This window comes from Pseudomonas frederiksbergensis, assembly GCF_001952935.1.
In the GTDB taxonomy this organism is placed as follows: Bacteria; Pseudomonadota; Gammaproteobacteria; order Pseudomonadales; family Pseudomonadaceae; genus Aquipseudomonas; species Aquipseudomonas frederiksbergensis.
This window is the reverse complement of record NZ_CP018319.1, coordinates 4,669,320-4,690,766: the sequence shown is the minus strand read 5'-3', so window position 1 is coordinate 4,690,766 and position 21,447 is coordinate 4,669,320. Positions and strand designations below refer to the sequence as shown.

At 54.5% G+C, this 21,447-nt stretch carries 17 protein-coding genes; 7 read left to right on the top strand and 10 right to left on the bottom strand.

What is annotated here, in order from left to right; genetic code table 11:
• Positions 1-109 precede the first annotated feature (109 nt).
• From PFAS1_RS21885 to dctM, 3 genes are all read left to right on the top strand, one after another.
• Positions 110-1,105: a TRAP transporter substrate-binding protein gene (locus tag PFAS1_RS21885; protein WP_076030478.1), complete on the top strand. Its 996-nt coding sequence runs from the start codon at positions 110-112 to the stop codon at positions 1,103-1,105.
• 67 nt (positions 1,106-1,172) lie between these two features.
• Positions 1,173-1,805, top strand: coding sequence for a TRAP transporter small permease (locus tag PFAS1_RS21880; RefSeq protein WP_076030477.1), 633 nt, complete (start codon positions 1,173-1,175; stop codon positions 1,803-1,805).
• On the top strand, positions 1,802-3,085 hold the full coding sequence (gene dctM, locus PFAS1_RS21875) for a C4-dicarboxylate TRAP transporter large permease protein DctM (protein WP_076030476.1): 1,284 nt from the start codon (positions 1,802-1,804) through the stop codon (positions 3,083-3,085). Before PFAS1_RS21880 ends, dctM begins: the two co-directional genes overlap by 4 nt.
• A 67-nt stretch (positions 3,086-3,152) precedes the next feature.
• Here dctM and PFAS1_RS21870 read toward each other — a convergent pair whose 3' ends face one another.
• From PFAS1_RS21870 to nhaA, 5 genes are all read right to left on the bottom strand, one after another.
• Positions 3,153-3,551, bottom strand: a complete 399-nt coding sequence (locus tag PFAS1_RS21870) for a DUF1850 domain-containing protein (protein ID WP_076030475.1) — start codon at positions 3,549-3,551, stop codon at positions 3,153-3,155.
• Positions 3,548-5,575: a TRAP transporter permease gene (locus PFAS1_RS21865; RefSeq protein ID WP_076030474.1), complete on the bottom strand. Its 2,028-nt coding sequence runs from the start codon at positions 5,573-5,575 to the stop codon at positions 3,548-3,550. The genes PFAS1_RS21870 and PFAS1_RS21865 overlap by 4 nt, the downstream gene beginning before the upstream one ends.
• Positions 5,576-5,656: 81 nt before the next feature.
• Complete coding sequence (locus tag PFAS1_RS21860; RefSeq protein WP_076030473.1) at positions 5,657-6,610, bottom strand: TAXI family TRAP transporter solute-binding subunit; 954 nt, start codon at positions 6,608-6,610, stop codon at positions 5,657-5,659.
• A gap of 244 nt (positions 6,611-6,854) precedes the next feature.
• Complete coding sequence (locus PFAS1_RS21855) at positions 6,855-8,309, bottom strand: TrkH family potassium uptake protein (RefSeq protein ID WP_076030472.1); 1,455 nt, start codon at positions 8,307-8,309, stop codon at positions 6,855-6,857.
• Between the two features lie 163 nt (positions 8,310-8,472).
• The gene (gene nhaA / locus PFAS1_RS21850) at positions 8,473-9,666 is read right to left on the bottom strand and encodes a Na+/H+ antiporter NhaA (protein WP_076030471.1); all 1,194 of its coding nucleotides are present in this window, start codon (positions 9,664-9,666) and stop codon (positions 8,473-8,475) included.
• Between the two features lie 839 nt (positions 9,667-10,505).
• Here nhaA and PFAS1_RS21840 point away from each other — a divergent pair.
• The gene (locus tag PFAS1_RS21840; protein ID WP_156886741.1) at positions 10,506-13,238 is read left to right on the top strand and encodes a cation-transporting P-type ATPase; all 2,733 of its coding nucleotides are present in this window, start codon (positions 10,506-10,508) and stop codon (positions 13,236-13,238) included.
• Between the two features lie 67 nt (positions 13,239-13,305).
• On the top strand, positions 13,306-13,740 hold the full coding sequence (locus PFAS1_RS21835; RefSeq protein WP_076030469.1) for a universal stress protein: 435 nt from the start codon (positions 13,306-13,308) through the stop codon (positions 13,738-13,740).
• Between the two features lie 535 nt (positions 13,741-14,275).
• Here the strand turns inward: PFAS1_RS21835 and PFAS1_RS21830 are convergent.
• From PFAS1_RS21830 to PFAS1_RS21820, 3 genes are all read right to left on the bottom strand, one after another.
• A complete protein-coding gene (locus tag PFAS1_RS21830) occupies positions 14,276-15,631 on the bottom strand; it encodes an NAD(P)-binding domain-containing protein (RefSeq protein ID WP_076030468.1) in 1,356 nt (451 codons plus the stop codon).
• A 14-nt stretch (positions 15,632-15,645) separates the two neighbouring features.
• Complete coding sequence (locus tag PFAS1_RS21825) at positions 15,646-16,149, bottom strand: arsinothricin resistance N-acetyltransferase ArsN1 family A (protein WP_076030467.1); 504 nt, start codon at positions 16,147-16,149, stop codon at positions 15,646-15,648.
• A gap of 64 nt (positions 16,150-16,213) precedes the next feature.
• Complete coding sequence (locus PFAS1_RS21820; RefSeq protein ID WP_076030466.1) at positions 16,214-16,711, bottom strand: MarR family winged helix-turn-helix transcriptional regulator; 498 nt, start codon at positions 16,709-16,711, stop codon at positions 16,214-16,216.
• A 100-nt stretch (positions 16,712-16,811) separates the two neighbouring features.
• Here PFAS1_RS21820 and PFAS1_RS21815 point away from each other — a divergent pair, with 100 nt between their 5' ends.
• The gene (locus tag PFAS1_RS21815) at positions 16,812-18,053 is read left to right on the top strand and encodes an MFS transporter (RefSeq protein WP_335720565.1); all 1,242 of its coding nucleotides are present in this window, start codon (positions 16,812-16,814) and stop codon (positions 18,051-18,053) included.
• Positions 18,054-18,094: 41 nt separating this feature from the next.
• Here PFAS1_RS21815 and PFAS1_RS21810 read toward each other — a convergent pair whose 3' ends face one another.
• Together PFAS1_RS21810 and PFAS1_RS21805 are read right to left on the bottom strand one after the other, a co-directional pair.
• Positions 18,095-19,153: a flavin-containing monooxygenase gene (locus PFAS1_RS21810; protein ID WP_076030465.1), complete on the bottom strand. Its 1,059-nt coding sequence runs from the start codon at positions 19,151-19,153 to the stop codon at positions 18,095-18,097.
• Positions 19,154-19,188: 35 nt separating this feature from the next.
• Complete coding sequence (locus PFAS1_RS21805) at positions 19,189-19,539, bottom strand: ArsR/SmtB family transcription factor (RefSeq protein ID WP_048377495.1); 351 nt, start codon at positions 19,537-19,539, stop codon at positions 19,189-19,191.
• A 442-nt stretch (positions 19,540-19,981) separates the two neighbouring features.
• On the opposite strand from PFAS1_RS21805, the gene PFAS1_RS21800 reads away from it, so the two are divergent.
• Entirely contained in the window at positions 19,982-21,400 is a 1,419-nt protein-coding gene (locus PFAS1_RS21800) for a tyrosine-type recombinase/integrase (protein WP_076030464.1), read from the top strand.
• Positions 21,401-21,447: the final 47 nt, after the last annotated feature.

The following is a 21,447-nucleotide window of genomic DNA, read 5'->3' as shown; positions in this document are numbered from 1 at the left end:
ATCACCCTCCAAATGGTAATTTTCTGCCTAGACTTGCTCTTGTCCGCCGTGCACATGTTTTTCAGAGCATGGAACTGTACGAAAAACGAAAACAAGAGGAATCCCCCCAATGTTCAAACCTATGTGGAAAGCAGTCGCCTGCGCCCTTGCCCTTGGCACCATGAGCACGGCCATGGCTGCAGACCCGGTAATTATAAAATTCTCCCACGTCGTTGCAGAGCAGACTCCCAAAGGTCAGGGCGCCCTGTTGTTCAAGAAACTGGTGGAAGAACGCTTGCCCGGCAAGGTCAAAGTCGAGGTCTACCCCAACTCCTCGTTGTTTGGCGATGGCAAAGAGATGGAGGCCTTACTGCTCGGGGACGTACAGATGATTGCACCGTCGCTGGCCAAGTTCGAGCACTACACCAAGACCGTTCAACTGTTCGACCTGCCTTTCCTGTTTGATGACATCACCGCTGTTGACCGCTTCCAACTGAGCCCGCAGGGCCAGGGGCTGCTCAAGTCCATGGAAGACAAAAACATCACAGGACTGGCCTATTGGCACAACGGGATGAAACAACTGTCCGCGAACAAAGCGCTACGAGTGCCGGGTGATGCCCGTGGCCTGAAGTTCCGGGTGCAGGCCTCTGCAGTGCTCGAGGAGCAGTTCAAGGTCATACGCGCCAATCCGCGCAAGATGAGCTTCGCCGAGGTTTATCAAGGCTTGCAGACTGGTGTCGTCAACGGCGCGGAGAATCCTTACTCGAACATCTACAGCCAGAAAATGCATGAAGTGCAGAAGTACATCACCGAATCCAACCACGGTGTACTGGACTACATGCTAATCACCAACACCAAGTTCTGGAGCGGTTTATCGCCGGAACTTCGTGGCGAGCTGGACAAGATCCTCGTCGAAGTCACCGCCCATGTGAACAAAGAGGCCGAGCAGCTGAATCAGAACGCCAAGCAGAGCATCATTGCGGCCAAAACCACCGAGATCATCTCCCTGACGCCTGAGCAGCGCGACCAGTGGCGTGTCGCGATGAAGCCCGTGTGGAAGAAGTTCGAAGGCGATATCGGCGCCGAGCTGATCACTGCTGCTGAAGCTGCCAACCAGGCCCAATGATCGGTGGACGACAGGTGTTGCCGTCCTGGCAGCACCTGCCTGTCATCCGCTACAGGAGATGCCATCCATGAATGCTCTTCGGCGCATCTGGGAACACTTCGAGGAAGGCTTCATCGTCTTCCTGCTGGCCGCCATGACGTTGGTAACATTCGTCTACGTTGTCCTCAACAATCTCTACACCCTGTTCTACAGCCTCGCCGAGAGCTGGGAAGGCGCCAGCGAATCGCTGTTCGCCATCGGCGACGGGGTCATGGGAATGGCCCAGGCGATGACCTGGAGCACCTCACTGACCAAGGCCTTGTTTGGCTGGCTGATATTTTTCGGATTGTCGTACGGCGTGCGCACGGCAGGCCATATCGGCGTCGACGCGCTGGTCAGGCTGGCCAGCAAACCGATGCAACGGTTCATTGGCATCATCGCCTGTCTTTTCTGCCTGACTTATGCCGGACTGCTCAGCATTGCCAGTTTCGGGTGGATCCAGACCCTGATGATTGCGCGCATAGGTGCCGAAGACCTGGGCCAGTACGGGATCATGCAATGGCACATCGGGTTGATCGTCCCCGTAGGGTTCGCCTTGGTCTTCATCCGTTTCGCGGAAATTCTCGTGCGCATCCTTCAGAACAGGCAGACCGGCCTGGGCCTGGCCGATGAAGCCGCAGATGCGATGAAACTGACCGAACACGAGGATGACAAGTCATGACCATTGCCTTCCTGTTTGCATCGCTGTTCGTGCTGATGTTGATCGGCGTTCCCATTGCTATCTCCCTGGGGTTGGCGGGCTCACTGACCATCGTTTTCTTCAGTCCTGACTCTGTGCGCTCTCTGGCGATCAAACTGTTCGAGACGTCCGAGCACTACACGCTGCTGGCCATCCCGTTCTTTCTGCTCGCGGGGGCCTTCATGACCACCGGTGGCGTAGCTCGGCGGCTGATTGACTTTGCCAATGCCTGTGTCGGCCATATCCGTGGTGGTCTGGCTATCGCTGCCGTGTTGGCGTGCATGTTGTTCGCTGCCCTTTCCGGATCGAGCCCGGCCACTGTCGCCGCGGTGGGTTCAATTGCCATTGCCGGCATGGTCCGCTCCGGTTATCCGCAGGCCTTCGGTGCGGGGATCGTCTGTAACGCCGGGACCTTGGGTATCCTGATTCCACCCTCGATCGTCATGGTGGTCTACGCAGCCGCGACCGAAACGTCTGTCGGCAAACTGTTTATGGCTGGCGTGTTACCAGGCCTGCTGCTGGGGCTGGCGTTGATGGTTGCGATCTACATCGTCGCCGTGAAGAAAAAGCTGCCCGCCATGCCGCGCGCGACGTTCCGTGAATGGCTTAGCACGGCACGCAAGGCGATCTGGGGTCTACTGCTGATGTTCATCATCTTGGGAGGTATCTACTCCGGGATGTTTACCCCGACCGAAGCTGCGGCGGTGGCGGCCGTGTACTCGGCCTTCATCGCCTTGTTCGTCTACAAAGACCTGACGTTTCGCGATACACCAAAAGTCCTGCTGGACTCGGCCAAGCTGAGCATCATGCTGATGTTCATTATTGCCAACGCCATGCTCTTCGCGCACGTTTTGACCACTGAGCAGCTACCGCAACAGATCACCGCGTGGGTGATTGAAGCGGGGCTGACACCGGTGATGTTCCTGCTGGTGGTGAACATTGTGCTGTTGATTGCAGGGGCCTTTATGGAACCCTCTGCCATCATCCTGATCCTGGCACCGATCCTCTTTCCCATCGCCATGAAGCTGGGTATCGATCCCATTCACCTGGGCATCATTATGGTGGTGAATCTGGAAATCGGCTTGATCACTCCACCTGTGGGCCTGAACCTGTTCGTGACCTCTGCTGTGACGGGTATGACACTGCCGGCAACCATCAGAGCCGCCATGCCGTGGCTGATGATTCTGCTCCTGTTCCTGATTCTGATTACCTACGTGCCTTGGATCTCCCTGGCTTTGCCAAACTGGCTGGGCATGAGTTGATGCCTGCCTGTCCGGGTACTGGACGTTCGTATCCGGACAGGGCTTTCACGTTTGTGCTTCTGGCCACTTATTGTTGTTCTGAGTCCGTCACGCAACTCCATAGCTCCACTGAGGACGGATTGCTGACAGGTGGTCCCAGCCACTCGCTCATCTCATGACATTGCTGATCGAAGCATAGCTGGTAGTCACCTGCTTGCGGGGTACGTCCCAGGTTCAACGGTTGCATGGGCGGCAGGTGGCGTTGATAGTGCCAACTGCCTTTTTCCAAACTGGCCCCAGGGGGAATTTCCATGCCTGCGCCATTCCCTTTGACCCTGGCTTCGGTGAGCACAAGTCCCTGTTCCGAGACGCGGTAGTCTTCTTCCCAACGAATTTTTTCAATTGTGTGATTCCAAGCCAGTGTAAAGCTTGAAACAGGGAGTTCGGCCCAGGCGACGCCGGCCAAACCCAGGCACAAGCCAATCATGCTATGGCCGGTCCGACATGACGAGACCGCCAGACATGCTGAAGTATTATCAACACACCCAGCACGAAACCGATTTCGTCGGTCAACGGCAGCGCAACGACCAACAAGGCACCTGCGGCGAAACTCAATAGACGCTCCCAAATCGGCATCTTCTGTTGCAGATAGCCTGTGGACGCCATTCCCCAAAGGCCTACGGCCAACACCGTCTTCACCAACATATAGGCCGTCATCCACAAATTGTCGCCTTGCATCATGAGCGCAGGGTTATAGACCGCCATGAAAGGAATGACAAAGCCAGCCAGTGCAATACGAACCGCCCACAGACTGATCTTGAATCCTGTTTCCTTGGCAATGGGCGCTGCGGCAAAGCATGCCAAGGCAACCGGTGGGGTAAGGTCTGCAAGAATTCCGAAATAGAAAACGAACATGTGCGACACGATCAGCGGCACACCCAACTCAAGCAAAGCGGGTGCTGCAATCGAACTGGTGATGATGTAGTTGGGAATCGTCGGGATACCCATACCCAACACCAGGCAGGTAACCATCGTCAGTATGAGTGACAACAACAAGTTATCCCTGCCAATGGCCAGTATGTAACCGGCGAAGGTCGAGGCTATGCCCGTCAATGACACTACTCCGATGATGATTCCCACTAGAGCGCAAGCAATCCCGACCGGCACAGCATGATGAGCACCTTCGACCAAAGCGTGCAGGCAAATACTCAGGGTTTCTCGTCCTCCCTGGATGAACCAGCAGATGACCACTAACGTGGCGATCACCGCAAAGATCACGCCGATACCCAGCTGGAAAAAACCGACGCAGAGGACACCAAGAGCGATCCAAAAAGCACATCGCAACGCGAAACTGGACACCCGAAGAATGATTGCCGAACCGAGAATAACGATGGCTGTTAGCGCCAGACCCACCATTCCGGAGAATAGGGGGGTACGTCCCGAAAACAGCAGGTAGACCAGGACAAAAAGCGGAATCAGCAAATACCAGCTTTCCTTTACCGCACCCCATGCGCTGGGGCATTGGTCTTTGGGTAACCCCTTAAGGTCGGAGCGTTTTGCCTCAAGGTGAACCATCCAGAACACCGAACCGAAATACAGGATGGCTGGAATTAACGCAGCTTTGGCGATCTCTACAAACGGGACATTAATTGTTTCCGCCATAATGAAGGCCACAGCTCCCATCACAGGTGGCATCAGCTGGCTGCCCATGCTCGAAGTCGCCTCTACGCCGCCAGCAAATGCTGCCTTGTAGCCGAAGCGCTTCATCAATGGAATCGTGAACTGTCCGGTCGTGACAACGTTGGCAATGCCGGAACCTGTAATCGTCCCCATCAAAGCCGATGACGCGACCGATACTTTTGCCGGCCCCCCGAGTTTGTGGCCAAACAGTCCCATCGCGAAGTCAGTGAACAATTTGATCATGCCCGCCTGTTCGAGAAAGGAACCGAACAAAATGAACAGGAAAATATAGGTAGCGGAAACGTAGGTTGGTGTGCCGTAGAGCCCCTCGGTGCCGAATGACAACTGGTTGACGATTTGATCGAATCCGTAGCCTCGATGTGCCAGGTCGCCTGGCAGGTATTCACCCAATAGACCGTATGCCAAAAACAGTCCACAGATGACAGGCAACGCGATCCCCATCACCCGACGAGCCGCCTCAAACACCAATGCGATCAATACCAGCCCAACCACCATGTCTGCAGATGTCAGGTCACCTGAACGCTGGATCAAATCCGCCTCGAAGAACCATTGATACAAGGCAGTGGTAATCCCGGCGAGGCTCAATATCCAGGCCAACGGCTGCCAAGGACGTGCTCTGCCATACGCCGGGTAACTCAGAAACACCACCCACAGCAGGAAACCAACGTGCACCGCGCGCAGCACCTGGCTGGAAACAGGCGCAAACGCAGCGGTGACAATCTGGAAAACTGAAAACAACAACGCCACGTAGAACAGCGTCTTAGGCCAGTCGCGTGGGTTGGCGGCTATGCCATGATGATCTTCGCTCATTGGGTATCTGCCTCAAAACTACATAGAAGGGTACGAACCGCTCTATCGCTCTAGCGACCATCCCCGTGGCGCACTTTTGGATTACAGCGCTCCAGCTTCCTTGTAGTAGCGCTCGGCGCCAGGGTGAAGTGGGATGGGCAGATTCTTGGCAGCGTTTTGCAACTTGATGTCCTTGGCGGCTGAGTGAGAATTACCTAAGCGAGTGAGGTTTTCGAACATCAGCTTAGTCATCTGGTAGGCAACGTCATCCGAGACGTCCTCGCGCGTCACCAAAATATTAGTGATCGCCACCGTAGGCACTGATTCGGGCTGTCCGTCATAGGTATTGGCTGGAATTTGTGCAGGCTGATACGCAGCATTGCCGATTTTCGAAACCACATCAGGAGGGATGGAGACGTAGTTCAATGGCATGGTTGAGGAAAGGTCGCGGATGGCCGCCATTCCTAACCCCGAGGACTGAAGCGTCGCATCTAACTGACGGTTTTTGATCAGCTCGACCGACTCCGCAAAGGGTAGGTATTGGACTTTGCTCATGTCTTCGTACGTCAATCCCGCAGCTCTGAAGATCGCACGCGCGTTCAGCTCGGTACCGGACTTGGGGGCGCCGACGGAGATGGTTTTCCCTTTCAGATCCGCTAAGGTTTTGATGCCGGACTCTTTGTTCGCAACAATTTGAATGTAGTTCGGATAGGCTCCTGCAATTGCTCGCAACTTTGTCAGCGGGGCCTTAAATCCGGCATCTTCCACGCCGTTTTTTGCATCAGCCACAGAGTCCCCAAGCGCCAGAGCGAGCTCCCCACGACCAGCTTGTAAAAGGTTGAGATTTTCCACTGAGGCTTTGGTCGCTTGGACAGAAGTCTTCGCCCCCGGTATTCCATCGCTGTATATCTGTGACAGCCCAACCCCAATGGGGTAATAGACCCCGCTAGTACCACCTGTAAGGATGTTTATGAACACAGGGGCGGCGTTAGCTGCGCACGAGACTGTCAACGCAGCGGTGGCTGCAAAGAGGTTAAAGCGTTTGTTTACTCGCATGGAAAATTCTCCGTCTTGTTATGGCTTTATGCAGAGTCTTTCTACTGTAGTCGAAACCAGCGCCTTGAGTGGGAAGCTGAGGGTGCCTAACAATTTTGGGCTTCTCAATCGGTCGCTGCGATGACGCCTAATCGGGATTCTCACCCCCCCAAAAAATGCCAGTCAGCTAAGCTGACTGGCATTTTCCTCACAGGGGCCACACCACATTGGAGACTTCCCCAGTCTCAAACTCACAATAGGTGGGCTAATACTTCCAAAAGACCGGCGTAACAAGTACCAGCACGGTTAGGATTTCCAACCGCCCCAGTAACATGCCAATGGTCAGTAACCATTTTGCTGCATCAGGTAGTGATGAGAAGTTACCGGCAGGCCCGATGATCGAGCCCAGGCCCGGTCCAACGTTGCATACTGCAGTAGCGGCGCCACTTAAAGCAGTCGTCCAGTCCAGCCCGATCAGAGCCAGCCCTAAGGCGATTATGGCAATGGTGATGGTGAAGAAAAATGAGAAGGTTAAAAGTGAGCGCAAGATCTCCTCGTCAATGGGGTGGCCGTTGTACTTCTTCTGAATCACGGCTCGAGGATGGATCAACTGCTTCAAACTACTCACGAGTAGGGCTGCAGCAACTTGGAAGCGGAAAATTTTCAGTCCGCCAGCCGTCGAGCCTGAGCATCCGCCGACAAACGTCAGATAGAAGAACAACAGAACGGCAAAACTACCCCATAGTGTGTAATCGCCAACTGCAACTCCTGTGGTCGTGACGACGGAGGTCACGTTGACCGCCACAATACGAAATGCATCCCACCAAACGTAGTCGCTGTGAAAGCATAGCCATGTACCCACAGCCAGCCAGGTGACCATCAAGAATCCAAGAAATCCGCGTACCTGGTGATCCTTCAGTAACGCACGCCGATTGCCCCGCAATGTCGCGACGTACAAGGTAAAAGGCAGGCTACCCAGAATCATGATAACCACGGCTACCCAGTGAATCGCGGGCTGCGCCCAGTGCCCAAGTGAAGCGTCCGACGTCGAGAATCCCCCAGTAGAGATCAACGACATTGCGTGGTTGACCGCTTCAAACGGCGTCATCCCCACGATCCAGAGCGCCAGCGCGCCGAAACCGGTCAGCCCCACATAAAGCAAAAGGATGTATTTAGCCGCCACATGGGAACGCGGAGTCACTTTCTCCGACCAGTCTGAGGACTCTGTCTGGAAAAGACGCATGCCACCCACTCGCAACAGTGGAAGGATCGCCACAGCCATGCCGATGAAGCCGATACCACCCAGCCAGTGCAGCATCGAGCGCCAGATCAACAATCCTGGTGAAGCGGTATCCAAACCACTCAGGACAGTTGAGCCCGTGGTTGTGATGCCGGACATCGTTTCGAAGAAAGCGTCGGTGTAACTGATGTGACTGATGAACACCATTGGCAACGCGGCGAAGGTACACACCACCACCCAACTGCCAGTCGTCAACAGGTACATATCTCTCGGACGGAGCTGGCCAGTATCAGGGCGTCCACGCACGATCAAAAGAAGGCCGCTGATGAAGGTAATCAAACTCGACCAGAGAAAGGCCGACAGATCGTCGCTGCGCTCGAAGGCCACCAGCGTAATCATGGGAATAGCCATGCTTACGGCCAGCGTGATCAGAAAAATGCCTAGGATGAAGCCGATGAGCCGCATTGCTGCGAGGGACATAAAAGTAGCCTGCCAAATCAACGCCGCGCAGTATCAGATACACCCCCTCATCTCCCCCGTAATTTTTGCGTAAAATTTTGACAGGAATCTTGCTCACTGACGCAGGTTACTAAACCGAAGTATTTCTTTGCTTCGAGAAATACTGCGGTCCTCTCAGGCGAGATTACTTGGCTACGGCACTCGCTTGGGCGCTGCAGCGGCGCAGAACGGTGACGCCACCAATCGCAGCCAGAATCGAACCGATCAATACCCCGACTTTGACTTCATCGACCAAATGAGGCGATCCAGGGAACGCCAGATTGCCAATGAACAAGCTCATGGTGAAGCCAATGCCACACAAGAGCGCTACGCCATAAAGTTGTATCCAACTACTCCCTTCCGGCAATTTGGCCAGGCCAAAACGAATAGCCAGCGCAGCCGACAGAAAAATACCGACCTGTTTGCCGACCAACAGACCCAGCGCGACACCCAGCGGAACGGGGTCGACCAGGTTTTCCATGGAAATACCGGCCAATGAAACACCTGCGTTGGCTAAGCCAAATATAGGCACTACAGCAAATGCTACCCATGAGTGCAGCTTCTCTTCGAGGAACATCAATGGGGAACGTGCTTCTTCTTCCGGCTTGCCCATGGGAATGCACATTGCCAGTGCGACGCCCGCCAAGGTGGCATGCACACCCGATTGCAGCACGAAGAACCACAGCACGCCCCCGACCAGGAGATACGGGAGCAGCCGTCTTACGCCCAATCGATTCATTGCGATAAGAATGACTAGAGTCGCAAGTGATGCCAGCAACATCGGCATGGAAAGGCCCGATGTATAGAAAAAGGCAATGATCACGACCGCGCCGAGATCGTCAATTATCGCTAAAGCGGCGAGGAATACCTTCAGTGAAATCGGAACTCGCTTGCCCAGCAGCGATAAGACACCCAAGGCAAATGCGATGTCGGTAGCGGCGGGTATGGCCCACCCACCCAAGGTCTCAGGATGACCCCAGTTGATTGCGATGTAGATCAGCGCAGGGACAACCATGCCGCCTAAGGCACCAAATCCCGGTAAAGCGCGCTGGCCCCAGGTGGAAAGCCCGCCCGCCAGCACTTCTCGTTTGATCTCGAGGCCGACCATCAGGAAGAAGATCGCCATCAGTCCATCATTCACCCAGTGCGCAACAGACATGCCCAACCAGGCCGTGTGCAGGACTGCAAAATACCCCTGGGATAGAGGGGAGTTAGCAACAATCAAAGCTGCCAGCGCTGCCCCAATCAGCACAAGACCTCCCGCGGATTCCGACGATAGGAAGCGGGCCAGAATTGCGGCAGCTCTAGGGGTTTCGACTGTAGCTTGCTGCTTGGTCATCAACGTCCTTGGGATCACTTAAAAGGTAATATATTAACAGCTGGCCTAGATAAACATGGCTGCATTAAACAGCCTGAAACAGTTAACGCTCACCGCTGCAACCAAATATTCACGTACCACTCTCGACGCTCTGGATTGGGGACTAGCCAGCGCAGCACGAGTAACAATATCCATACCACCCACCCTCCTTCAAAGCAAAGGAGCTGGATGTGCGATGGGACGGGCCGGCAGAAATGGTTGTCACAGCAGACCAGCCACTTGAGATGGACTCAGTTTCGACAATCTACAGTCGCGCAAGGCGTTCTGGCTCCATCTGCCCGGTACGGGGCTCAGTTTGATTTCCGGTTACCAGAAGCACCAGAGGAGCTGGAAGAGACCTCGGTCGATAGCAGTACAGTCAAGATGGGGGAGTTCCGTATCGTCGGCCTCTTACTTTGAGTGCAACCCATATGCGGACTGTAAAGTAATGAAATATCAAAGTATTGCAGCTGCACGTCACATGTTTAATGGATGAGACTGACGCAAAACTGCAGAATTCAATATTTTATATACCCCCCTACTCCGAGCAATATTAGGAAGCCGCACCATTGATGACAAAAAACCTAGAGCACAGATTACCCATTAAAACATTTTGTCACACTACCGACCGTTAAAAATCTGATTTGGGTCAATAATCATCAAGCTGTTGTTTGCATGGATCTTTTAGTTCGTATCAACTGGATACTAGAGAGCATGTAAGAACATCCAACGACTATTTTAAGCATTCTGCTATACCCATGCCCGCCCACGACCATCTCAGCCCCTTTCAGTCGAGCTGTGCGCACAGGAGATACTCATTGATGAAGGCGGTGGCCGACGCAACAACTGAGCAATCACCCACTTCCACGCATTCCGTGGCCTGGCACACCCTTCCTGCAGATCAGGTAACGAGCCTGCTTAAGGTCAATGAACACGTCGGACTGGAGGCTACCGAAGTTCAAGCCCGGCTTGCCTGCACGGGTTTCAACCGTCTGCCAGAAGCAGCACGGCGACCTGCGTGGCTGAAGTTTTTGCTGCAATTTCACAACATTCTGATTTACGTGCTTCTAGGTTCCGCTGCAATTACCGCGATGCTGCAACACCTGTGGGATACAGTGGTGATTCTTGCAGTGGTTATTGCAAACGCAATCATTGGCTACGTCCAGGAAGGCAAAGCGGAAAAAGCCATGGACGCTATCCGGCAGATGCTGGCACCGCACGCAGCGGTGATTCGCGCAGGCGAACGCTTGAACGTTGCAGGCGAGAAGCTAGTACCGGGCGATATCGTGTTGCTGGAGGCCGGAGATAAAGTACCTGCTGATTTACGCCTGTTACACGCGAACAGACTACAGATTCAAGAAGCCATACTTACCGGTGAATCCGTACCCGTAGAAAAACATACCGATCCAGTGGGTCTCGAATCAGCCTTGGGTGATCGGACTTGCATGGCGTTCAGCGGCACGCTCGTGGCTTGCGGACAAGCAACAGGAGTTGTAGTGGCTACCGCCGCAGCAGCTGAAATCGGACGCATCAGCACGCTGCTTGCAGAAGTAGAAACGCTGACCACTCCGCTGGTCCAGCAAATGAACGTATTGGCGCGCTGGCTGACGATCTTAATCTTGTTAATTGGCGGGCTGTTGCTCGTGTTCGGCCATTATGTCGGGCACTACGAGTTCACCGAGATATTTATGGTCGTGGTCGGGATGTCAGTAGCGGCGATACCTGAAGGGTTGCCCGCCGTCCTGACCATCACGCTGGCTGTCGGCGTCAGGGCGATGGCACGCCGCAATGCCATTGTGCGTCGCCTGCCGGCCATCGAAACGCTGGGTTCGGTATCCGTTATCTGCACTGATAAGACCGGCACACTTACCCGCAATGAGATGATGGTGGCATCGGTAGTAACGAACGATCTCATCTTCACGGTCGATGGCGCAGGTTATCAGCCAGTGGGAAGCATTAACCTTGCCGATCTGCCAGTCGATGTATCGACTCACCCCGCGTTGGCAGAACTGGGGCGAGCAGCCGGCCTGTGCAACGATGCCGTGCTGTGCCGGCATGAGGACTTATGGAAGGTGGAGGGAGACCCGATGGAGGGTGCCTTGCTGGCATTTTCCGGGAAAACCGGAATCGATCGCGATGAAGATCACCGAGCCTGGCCCCGCACCGATGCCATTCCGTTTGACGCCAAACATCGCTTTATGGCGACTCTGCATCACAACCATAATCGACATGCCTCTATCTATGTGAAGGGCGCGCCAGAGCAAATACTGGCCATGAGCACGCAGCAGCTTGTAAGCGCTGGCGGGACTGAGCCGCTAAACGCGGACTACTGGCACGAACAGGCAAACACCATTGCGGCCAAAGGGCAGCGCGTATTGGCGTTTGCAGTAAGATCGGTTCGGCCTGAGCACACCGTGTTGGAGTTTGGGGACGTGCAAGGGAAGTTAACCTTTCTGGGCATGGTCGGACTGATTGATCCGCCTAGACCCGAGACGATAAAGGCAGTTCAGCAATGCCAAGAGGCGGGCATTGTTGTAAAAATGATCACTGGCGATCATGGAGGCACCGCCGCCGCTATCGGCCGCCAGATTGGCCTGCAAAATCCCGACAAGGTACTGACTGGCGTTGACCTGGACGCAATGAACGATGCAGCCCTCAAGGAAGCGGTAAAGGACGTCAATATCTTTGCTCGCACCAGCCCTGAACATAAGCTCAGGCTGGTAATGCTGCTGCAATCGAACGGCATGACAGTGGCCATGACCGGCGATGGCGTTAACGACGCACCAGCGCTAAAGCGTGCCGATGCCGGTATCGCCATGGGTGGAAAAGGCAGTGAAGCCGCCAAGGAAGCCGCAGACTTGGTGCTGGCAGATGACAACTTCGCGTCCATCGTGGCGGCGGTGCGCGAAGGCCGGACGGTCTACGACAATATCAAGAAAGTGCTGAGCTGGACGCTGCCTACCAACGCGGGCGAGACCATGACCATCATCGTCGCGCTGCTACTCGGTATTACGCTGCCGGTGACGCCGATACAGATTCTGTGGATCAATCTGATAACCGCAGTGACGCTCGGCATCGCGCTAGCGTTCGAGCCCACCGAAGAAAACACAATGCGCAGACTGCCACGCTCGCGCGAACAGTCACTCATAAGCGGTGCGTTAGTTTGGCATATGGTGCTTGTTTCCATTCTGTTTCTCTGCGGCGTTTACGGTATTTTTTCGTATGCGCTCGACCGTGGTTACTCAGTGGAATTGGCCCGAACCATCGCGGTGAACACGTTAGTCGTGATGGAAATATTCCATTTGTTCTTCATTCGCAATCTCTACAGCACATCGCTTACCTGGAAGGGCATTCGTGGCACCAAGGTCGTGTGGATGACCGTCGTAGTGGTGACCTTAGCTCAGTTCGCCATCACCTACGCGCCACCGCTGCAAAAGGTGTTTGCTACTGAAGCGATCCCCTTCGTTGATGGCCTACTGATCATCGGGGTAGGCGTTGCGCTCTTTGCCATCATCGAGATTGAAAAACAGATTCGAATCCGTTTGTCCGAGTAGAACGGGTTGCAAGCTGGCCATACCCTAACGACAAGCATCTTCATGCCACTGAAAGAGGATTTAGAAAATGCATAAAATACTTGTAGCTGTCGATGGCTCCGAGCATTCGGAACGGGCGGTGCGTTACCTTATTGGGCTGATCCAAGATGGCGGATTACTGGGAGGGAGTGCTGAGGTATATCTGGTGAATGTGCAGCCACTTTTACCAACTCGAATCGCACATGACATGAGCCAGGATGAGATTGACCGTTACTACGGTGATAAGAGTGCTGAAGACTCACAAAAGGCTGTCGAGCTTCTGAAGCAGGAAGGGATTGCATTTACACTCCATACGTTACAAGGCGATGCAGCCAGCCGAATCGTGGCGTGCTCCCAATCCCTCGGATGTGACAGCATCATTTTAGGCTCACATGGTAACGGTTTTCTGGCGGGGATCTTTCTCGGTTCTGTCGCGGCGAAGGTGATTCAACTCTCGGATATACCAATAACCTTAGTCAAATAATAGATCGTGAATTGCTCGTCGCTGGCACGACCCAAGCTGCATAGAGCATCCTGCTGACAGGGAGTTCGGTTGATAAATTTTGTATTGAATATGTTCTCGACAAAGACTTCATATCGCGTAGGTTAAACCTGAGCGTACAAGAAATCCTAGGTGGACAATTACTGCTTGGGGAATTTTGTAACCGCATCATCGCGACGTATGCGTTTTGGGCGGGGTCGCGTCGGCACCCGCAAGGGTGGTCGGTCCTAGTGGTCGATACGCCAACCTTCGCGGCTTTGCCCACCTCCATTTTGTAGTAAAAGCGCCATTGAGCCTAAGTCCATCGTGTTCCAAACTCCACACATTCGCTCAAGTCATGGGGACGGGCTTACCCGCGACTATCGCTACGTGAGGACTAAAAGTACGCTGAACGATTTAGCCAATCTGTTGCATCTACCGATTGAACCCAAGGCCGATTGTTGACTGTCACGGCGGCTATCGAAAACTCTTTTGCCTATCATGGTCAGTCGTCAGGATGGGTTCCCTTGGAAGTGCACTAGCCTATGCAGCAACCTGATGAGGGGTGGGAGGCTTCATCAGAAGTCGCCCCTCCAGTGCCGCAACAAGACGTCTGATTTGCCGAAGCTTTCATGCGATCATCGGCCTCATCGAAATCCGAGTTGCAGATGCCAGTTTCCGGAAGAACCAGCTCAACCCTTTTGGCCGCATCCCAATCGCCTGCCAATGCAGCGACGACAGACCGGACCTGCTCATATCCCGTCATCAACAAGAACGTTGGCGCTCGGCCATAGCTCTTCATTCCCACAATGAACAAGCTTTCCTCAGGATGGGCCAGCTCTACCGCACCATGGGGCCTGACCGTGCCGCAACTGTGCTCGTTGGGATCAATCATAGGAGCGAGTAACACTGCGCTTTGGGTCGCGGGGTCAAGTGAGATACATAGCTCGGCGAGCAGGCTCATGTCAGGGCGAAATCCAGTCGCCACAATGATTTCGTCCACTGGTGGAAGTATCTGCTCTCCCGCCTTCACGACCAGCCCTTGACCATTGCTTGCAACCTGATCGATAGCGACGTTTTTGAACAGTTCAATTACGCCGTCATTCAGCAGCTGGCGAATCTTCAGGCCGAGCTTTCCTCGTTCTTCCAACTGATCATTCGCCCCACCACCCAGAATACGCTCAAGAGAATTACCTCGGATCGCCCATAGCACTTTGGTTTGTGGTGCCTCCTGAATCAGGCGCACCAGATCTTGGAGGGCGTTAAAGGCGGAATGACCACCACCCACCACCAACACTCTTTTGTTGGCATAGCGATTCCGGGCACGGCCCAGTACCTCCGGGATGCCGTATGCAATGTGCGCTGCATGCTCGATTTCGCCCAATGCAGGGATGCCATGGGCCCCCATCCAGTTCGGTGTCAGGTAGGTGCCCGAGGCATCAATGACCGCGCTGGCCAGCACATCTCGTTCACCCGTTGGCCCTGCAACACGCAGCAAGAAAGGAGCTGCTGATCTGCCCTGGGTCTTCATCACATCCTGACCGACGCGGGTGACGGCCAGAACACGGGTATTGAGCTGCAAGTGACGTTTGATCTGTTCGAGGTCCGCGAGAGGACGAATAAACCGCTCCAGCAGTTCACGCCCCGTTGGATACTCGATCTCCGGTGGTGGAGTCCAACCATCGGCCAGCAGAAGTTTGGCCGCCTCCTTGTCCACATTGAACTGCCACGGAGAGAACATTTTCACATGCGCCCATTCTTCAATGCTCGCCCCAGCTTCCGGACCAGCTTCCAGAATCAGCGGAGTGATACCTCTGACCAGGAGGTGAGCGGCTGCGACGAGGCCCACTGGGCCTGCTCCAATGATGGCAACGGGAAGGCGAGTGTTTTCCATGATCGACTCCTTTTTCAGGCTGGCTGATTGTTCAGAAACAGGCGCTCGACAATCGCGCAGTCGAGCCAGCGTCCCTCCAGGCAGGCGTGTTTTTCATACACCCCCACTTGGCGGAAACCACAGGCTTCGCATAAAGCGAGACTGGCGTGATTGAAGGTGAAAATGCGTGAAAGGACTTTCCAGAATCCGTAAGCTTCGGCTTCTACCAGCAGTGACTGAAGTAACTGCTTGCCTAGCCCCTGACCGCGAACACTGCGATCCAGGTAAATGGAAAAATCCGCAATGCCGTCGTAACAGGCACGGGCGCGATAACTGCTGAGTCCAGCCCATCCAACAACCTGTTCCGCCGCATCAACCATGACCAACACTGGATAACGCTCCATTGAGTGGATGCGATCAAGCATGTCTGCCGGGCTTCGAGGGGCCGTTTCAAACGTAGAGATACGTTCCTCGATCCCCTGGTTGTAGATGGCTGCTATTGAAACAGTGTCTTTAGGTTCAGCTAAACGAACTCGCATTGTTGGAGCCCCATTACGTTGGTAGTAACAACATTATTGGCAAAAAAATGGCAACTCTTCCCTTTCATTCTTTGCTCTTCACTACTGGACAGCACTCACTCACGAGCCCGCAGCGAATCTCCGTGGCCCGCGTGATCTGCCTGAGCAAACTCAGCGCTCCCTGCCTGGCTTCAGCTGACAGGTTCTCGATCATCGCTCGCTCCTCTGCAATCAGGTCAGCTCTGATTTTCTCGTATAGCTCACGCCCAGCATCCGTTGCCTGGATTCGCACCGCACGCCGATCTCCATCATCCTCAACACGTGACACATACCCCTTGCGTTCCAGGGTATCGATCACTCGACTCGCCGTGCTCTTGTCCAAAAACATTTCTTCCGCCAATACCTGAAGGCGCAGTGCGCCCCTTTTGACCAGCGTCTCGACGGCATAGCATTGGGTCACCGATACGTCGTAACAGCAGATCCGATCACGATCACGGAACTGATGGACGCGAACCAAATGATTCAACGCTTCGTATAGGTCCTCGGAATCCTGAGTCAGCTGATCGTTTTTACGCTTCGTCATAACCGTCACAAATTAGTTGTTAGTTGCAACAATAATCCTGGTATCTCGGAATCGTCAACACCGATCTCTCGGTTGACGATGACCAAAGGAAGGCGCTAGCTTGTTGTTACTGACAACAAAAAATATGAGCACGTCGGTCATGACACTTCCAGAACAGATCCATCCCCCGATCAATCGCTCTAGACTCGTATGGGCGATGGGTTTCACTCAAATTCTCGCCTGGGGTTCGACCTACTACTTGCCCGCAGTGCTTGCGTCTCCGATAGCCAAAGAGACGGGATGGTCCATCACCAATGTGGTGGGCGGTCTGTCCTGGGGACTTTTGGTAGCGGGAGCTTCCTCGCCGGCCGTTGGTCGTCAGATTGACCGCCACGGCGGACGCTCTGTCCTAGCGGCCAGTTCACTGCTGCTGGCTCTCGGCATGCTACTGATGGGACTGGCGGGCAACATTGCCACTTACTATGTCGCCTGGACGTTGATCGGTGTTGCCATGGCGGCGGGTTTATACGACGCAGCCTTCTCAACCCTGGGACGTCTTTTCGGCGAAGGGGCTCGCACATCAATTACCGGGCTGACCTTGTTAGGTGGATTCGCCAGTACCATAGGTTGGCCGGTGATCGCAGGACTGGAAAGTTGGATCGGCTGGAGAAACGCCTGCTTTGTTCTCGCAGCTGCTCATCTCTTGATTGGGCTACCCATCCACTCGCTGTTGATTCCTGGAAGCACAAAACAACCACCCCACCCCGTCAGAACAGAATTAACCAGTGCGTCCGCGCTTCACCCCAAGACCACCAATTATCTATTCTTGTTGATTGGCACCATGCTGACGGTTCTGGCGCTGGTCGTATCAGGTATCTCAGTCCACCTGCTTAATGTCCTCAACCAACTGGGAATCGCGACCGTTGTGGCCTTGGCCATCGGCATGGTGATTGGTCCCTCGCAAGTCGTGGCACGGGTAGCAGAATTTTCCATAGGCAGAAATCTCCACCCGACCTGGTCAGCACGAGTCGGTGTGTTTCTATGCCTGGTCGGGTTGGGATTATTGATCTCAGGGATGCCCTGGATGGCCTTCGTGGCGATCGCACTCTACGGCGCAGGCAACGGCATCCTAACGATCGCTCGCGGCACCCTCCCCTTGGCGCTGTTTGGCCCGCAAGGCTACGGAGCGAGAATGGGGCTCCTCGCCAGGCCGGTACTCGTGGCTCAGGCCTGCGGCCCGATAGCTGCTGCATTTGTTTTGCAAAACTTTGGAGCCTCGGCGCTGCTTGTCGTTATGTGCGGTTTGGTTTTGCTGTGCTTCATCGCCAGCTGGCGCCTTCCAACGACTCGACTCACTGAGTAAACGCTGCTGCCGTTGAGATACGTCAACCGCCAAGTTGTCTTCTAAACAGGCACATCGCGAACAAATCGCATCAAGCGGGGCATGATGTAAGACGCATCCTGGCCGACGCCTCTGAGTGTCGCCGAAGCAAAGTTCCGTTGCTTCGGTAGACCGACAAAATATAGCCCAGGCAGGTGCTCGGCCTGCCCGTTACGCTGAGCCCAATACTCAGTGCCCGGGCATTCCAGCCCACTCAAAAATTCCAGGTTCGGACGAAATCCGGTAGCAAACACCAAGCTATCGACTTCAGTGTGCTGCCCATCAGCCCAGATCACGCCAGTTGGTGTTATCGCCTCGAACATCGGCTTACGCTCGAACAACCTTTGCTTAAGGGCTCGACGATAGGTGCCGTCATCAAGCACCGGCGTACTTTGGTCGTTCAACCAACGGGTCTTCTCCAGCCCAGTCCACTTCAGCCACACATGAAAATCCACACCGAGGATCTTTTGCGGAAAAAACCGAATCGACTCCCTGGTTGCCATCACGACTTTGCTCACACGGGACAGCTCATAAGCAATTTGAACAGCCGAGTTTGCAGCACCGACCACAACCACGCGCTGATCACCAAAGCTGTCGGCATTTCGATATTCCGCGCTGTGCAAACTGCGCCCAAGAAAGCTCTGAAGCCCTTGAATATCCGGAATGAAAGGCTGATTGAATCCACCCGTGCACACGACTAACGCCTTGGAGCGGAAAATTTCTCCATCGTCCGTTTGAAGCTGAAACAGTCCGCGCACTCTTCGTACATGCTGCACGCGGGTGTTCTGACGAATTGGCAATTTGAATGCCATTGCGTAGTCGTCTAGATAGCGCACGACATCATCACGAAGCGGGTAACGATCAGGTTCTGCCGGGAAGCGCATGCCCGGCAATGACGAGTAAGCAGCTGGAGAAAAAAGCTTCAGACTGTCGTAGTAATTGCGCCAATTCCCTCCCGGAGACCGCTCAGCATCCAAAATCAGGAACCGAAGGTTTTGCTGCTGTAAGTGCCAACCGCACGCTAATCCTGCCTGGCCTGCGCCGATCACAATGACATCCATGATTTCATTCATTACATTCATATATGCACACTCATGCACGCTACAGGGCAAAAAAACTACCCGGACGTACCTGGGCAGCAGAATGGGGCAAGGCTTTTCATATGCTGAAGAATGGCTTCGAGGCGTGTCACCACTGCCGGACCATCCACCTCGTAGAACATCTGCCTGCTGACCTTGGTACCGCGGACGATACCTGCCTCTAACAGTACTTGCAGATGCCGGGAAACAACTGAGCGTTCCTGGGGCAGTGCTTCCGCAATCTCTCCGATGTCGGCGCGCCCCAGTTGCATCACGCGCTTGAGCACAGCTACACGCGAAGGCTCGCAAAGCGCCTTGAAGAAAGCGCCATCGAGAGACTCGATTGCGGCGTCAATTGCGCGGGTTCGGTTAAGGATTCGATTAGTCATGCAACCGACTATATGTGCATATCTATGCACACGTCAACACTCTGCAATTGCACCTCTCCTAAGGCTAAAAGCTGTGCCGTGCAGGTAACCAACTCCCCGAGAAAGCCAACAATTTAGGGTGTAACCCCAGGTGGTGTTGGTAAAGATTCCACCGAGAGCCAGTCGTTTTGTAGGGGTAAAAACGCTTGAAAATAAAAAGGGGTCGCGAAATAAAGTCTCGCACCCCCTTGATTTATATGGTCGGGACGGAGTGATTCGAACACTCTACCCCTAGCACCCCATCTCCTTTCTCATACTTTTTGAAAGCTTCCAAAATTTTACTCTGGATTTTTCTAAGCTAGTATTTACTTGAGCTCCAGCGGTGTTCTGCTCTACGAGAGTCCAGTAACGTCCACCAAGAGCCGACGTTTTTGTGGGGGTAAAAGTAGGGGGAACCCATTTTATGGCCAAAATCACCATCAAAGAACTCGAGTCGCTGACCGCCAATGATGCCGGCCGAATCCTCAGGGAGGACGGCAATCTGGCCGGTCGAATTTCCCTGCGTAAAGACGGCGTGTCGGTCAGTTTTTTCTATCGCTATCGGTGGGGCGACCAGAACAAAGAGTACGCCTGCGGGTCCTGGCCGCGCAAATCCCTGACGGACATCCGTAAAGCACGTAACCAGGCCCGTGCGCTCATCGATGAGCAGATCAATCCCAACGAACACAAGAAAACCGCTAAGGCACAGGCGCACGCCGTGGCTAACGTAGAGGCCGAACAGGAAAAGACGCGCAAGGTGCAAACACTGACCGTCCAGGATCTGGCCAAGGCGTGGCTGTTGGATGGTGTTGCACGCAAAGACGGTAACGCCGAGTTGCAACGACGCTTTAACAAGGACCTATACCCGGCACTCGGCAAGACAGCGGTGAACAATGTTTCCGAACACGATGTTCGAGCGCTGATCCGCACCGTGCTCAACCGCGGCGCTCACCGGCAAGCCATCAGCTTCTTCGCCGACCTCACCCAGATGTTTGGCTGGGCCAGAAAGCGCCAGCCCTGGCGGGCCTTATTGGTCGAGGGCGACCCGACGGAACTGGTCGACATCTCCCCCCTGATCCCGGCCGACTACGAGGCCGAAAGAAGCAGGATCCTTTCGCCGGCGGAGCTGTTGGAATTGCACAACCGCTTCCAGCAAATGACCGCCGATTACAGCGCCCTCCCCGCCGGGCAAAAATACGACGGCATACGGCCGTTAAAGAAAGAAACTCAACTCGCGCTCTGGATCAGCCTGGGTACTTTGTGCCGCATTGGCGAGTTGCTGCAGGCTGAATGGAAAAATGTCGACCTGGACCGGCAGACCTGGTTCCTCCCCAGTGAAAACGTCAAAGGCACCCGGGGCAAGAAACAGGACCACCATGTCTTCCTCTCCCCTTTCGCGCTGCATTTCTTTCAGGAACTCAAGACCCTGACGGGAGATTCCCAGTGGTGCTTTCCGAACAAGCAGGATGATGGGCATGTGGACGTGAAAGTGGTGAGCAAGCAGGTGGGCGATCGCCAGGCCCGGTTCAAAAACCGTAAGGCCCTCTCACGACGGTGTCACGACGACACGCTGGTCCTTGCCGACGGCCAGAACGGTGACTGGACGCCGCGTGACTTACGCCGTACGGGCGCAACCATGATGCAAGCCTTGGGGGTCAGCCTGGACGTCATCGACCGCTGCCAAAACCATGTGCTGGCCGGCTCGCGGGTGAGGCGCCATTACCTGCATCACGACTATGCTGAAGAAAAGAGATGTGCTTGGAACCTGTTGGGCGATCGACTCAGTGCGGTGCTGTCCTCGACCGAGTCGATGATGTCATTTCCAGAGTACACAGCGACTTAACTTTCGTTCGTTATTCTCGACGCTGAGAAAGAGCCAAGTGGAGCCCG